We start from the raw sequence: 2,490 nt of genomic DNA on the forward strand, positions 1-2,490 counted from the left end.
GACGGTGATAGCGATCGGCTGGGATTCGGCCACCGCGTAGGATTGGCTGACGGGGTCAAAGTAGGGCAGGCGGATGGCTGGGATTGCTGACACATCCTGCGCCTTTGGTCGGATGGTGCGGATGTATGTGATTGTGTTTCCTTCAATCCTGCCGCGCGATTGCTTGGATGGGATAGAAAACTGGCGACTGAAGGCGAGTTGCTTTGCAAGTTCTGGGAGCTCGAGAACTTCAGGGAAGTCGCATTCGGCTACTTCGATGGTGAGTGTGATTGGGTCACCGACTGCTACGATTTCAGGGCTGGCGCTGACCCGGATTTTACGGAAGCCAACTTGGCCCATAAAGTCATGCGGCTTTCCAGCTTCTGGCAATGGGAGCACCTGCAGCTTCTGGGTGGGTGAACTGACGAAGTATTTCTTGTATTCCTCACCTTCTGGGGTGTCGAAGAAGTTGTTGTTGAAGTAGCTAGGGTAGTTTGTTTTCCAGCCTTTGATTCGCTTCTTGTGGTCTGGTGGATCGACGTAGGAGGTGAGCAATGTTGCCGGACTGAGAGTCTTTTCTCCAGCCGATTTAGCAACAAGGAGCTTGGTGAATGAGACGTAGTTGAAGAATAACTCGCCATTTTCTTTGAAACTGTGTCGGGCGATGAGTCTGTTGTTAGAAACAGGTAGGCCGATAGCGGCTTTGTCATTTCCATCGATCCATGCGTGGGGTGATCGCATAGAGAATTCCGAAGAATGGAGGAGCGGGAGGGTGAAGTCGATCGCTCTGAAACCAATGAGTGGAAGAGGTGACTGCCACTGGTATTTCACCCTGAAAGGTTGCCCAACGTAGACTGGAGTGTCGGGGATTTCTCTGGTGATGACCAAGCCTGGTAGTGTCTCAGCTTTCTTTACTGAGATCGATTGTTCTTCCTCGGTCATCAGCATTTCGCCATCCGCATCCAGCGTGAAGACTGGCAGCGAGACGTAACCGGGTTGGAGAGGGACTAGCTTATACCGCACGGCGACACTGGTCGGTGAGCCAGCTCTGCCCTGAGTCATTTCAAGTAACTTAATGTGTAGCTCGCTGGATTCTGGTGCTTCATTTGGCGTTACCTTTTTAGCTCCATCCACAAGGATTTCATAGGTGAAGGCTTCACCTACATAGAATGATTTGTCGGCGATAGAGCTGTGTATTTTGACCTCTGCAAGGGCAGAAGAAATGAGCGAGAGTACGAGAGTGATTTTGAGAAGTGTCATGGTCTACCAATCTTTTTCTACGGGAGTTCCTTTTTTCTTTGAGCCTGCAGCCTGTCTGGCTTGCTGCATTTCTTGGCTCATTCGGATGATGTCTTCAGGTGAGTTGCTGGGTGGTGGGAGGTCGTTAGAGTCGAGATCCATTTTTGTGGCATCTGAGGCGTCCATCTCACCTTCTGCCCCGCTTTCACTGTCACCTTCCTCACCCTCGCCTTCTTCACCTTCTTCGCTGCTTTCGGTTGGTTCCCCATCTTCACCCTCGTCTCCTTCATCAGAGGGTTCTCCAGATCCTTGAGGGTCTTGCGGCAGGGCAAGTAAGGCTTGCTGGAGAGCAAGCAGGGACTCACGGCCATGTGTGAGTGCTTTGCTCCATTCACTAATATAGTGGATGAGACTGAGCTTTTGTTTTTCTATCGCGGTGGTGACGTGTGCGCGGGTGTCTTTCAGTGGGGTGACTTCTGGCGGCATCCCTTTGAAATAGTTCTCGTTATAATTTTCTATCAGGGAGCTCACGGCCTTGGTGCCCGTGGAAACTGTTTGCTGGCGAGCTTCCCACTGTGGCGGTGCCTTTGGGGAATCTTCAGGTTTCGGCAGGTTGGATGCTTGTTGGCTGATGAGTGTGGTGAGCTTCTCACGGATTTCCTCTAGGTCCTCCCGCATCTTCTCCTGGCGCTTTTCTTGTTCTGCGATGGATTCCTTGAGCTTTTTCCTTTCCATCCGAGCCAGTTCGTTGTTGATGGCCGCGTCTTTATCGTTGCGATTGAGCAAGAGAACTAGGCGGTATTTGGCGATGCTTTGCTCTACTAGAGCCAGCGAGGTGTAGCTCGTCTCTGCTGTTTTAGATGCTTTGAAATAGGCATTGGCTAAGTTGTAAGTGATATCTCTGACGAGCTGTGGTGAGGGGCTTTCTAACAAAGCATTCTCAAAACTTAGAGCGGCATCGTCGTACGCTGTATCACGGTATTGAGCATTTCCCTGAAGGTAGTAGGTTTGCGCTTTCTCAGAGGCAAAGCTTTGCGGGGAGAGTAGCAAAACCAGAGTCAGGCAGGTGATGACTGCTGGCGTGAGCGAACGTGGACGCCGGAGAGTGTGCGGAATGAGCGCCATGAGTAGTAGCAGGAAGAGGGCTATGGCAATGAACCAGTGGAATATCTCGTCATAATCAATCACGCTTTCTTCTGCCAGCTGTTGGGTTCCACCTTGGCTGCTGATGCGCTGATAGATTTGGCCCAAAGCCATCTGCCTGGTGCCGAC

Annotated in this window: 1 protein-coding gene and 1 pseudogene; both read right to left on the minus strand. The window is 51.4% G+C overall.

Annotated elements, in window-relative coordinates:
• Positions 1-1,239: BatD family protein (locus ABGY95_RS04445; protein WP_347440495.1), on the minus strand; the 1,239-nt coding region annotated here is incomplete at its 3' end.
• A 3-nt stretch (positions 1,240-1,242) separates the two neighbouring features.
• Positions 1,243-2,490, minus strand: a pseudogene (locus ABGY95_RS04450) (hypothetical protein); the annotation flags it as partial.

The organism is Rubritalea sp., assembly GCF_039830215.1.
Classification (GTDB): Bacteria; Verrucomicrobiota; Verrucomicrobiia; order Verrucomicrobiales; family Akkermansiaceae; genus Rubritalea.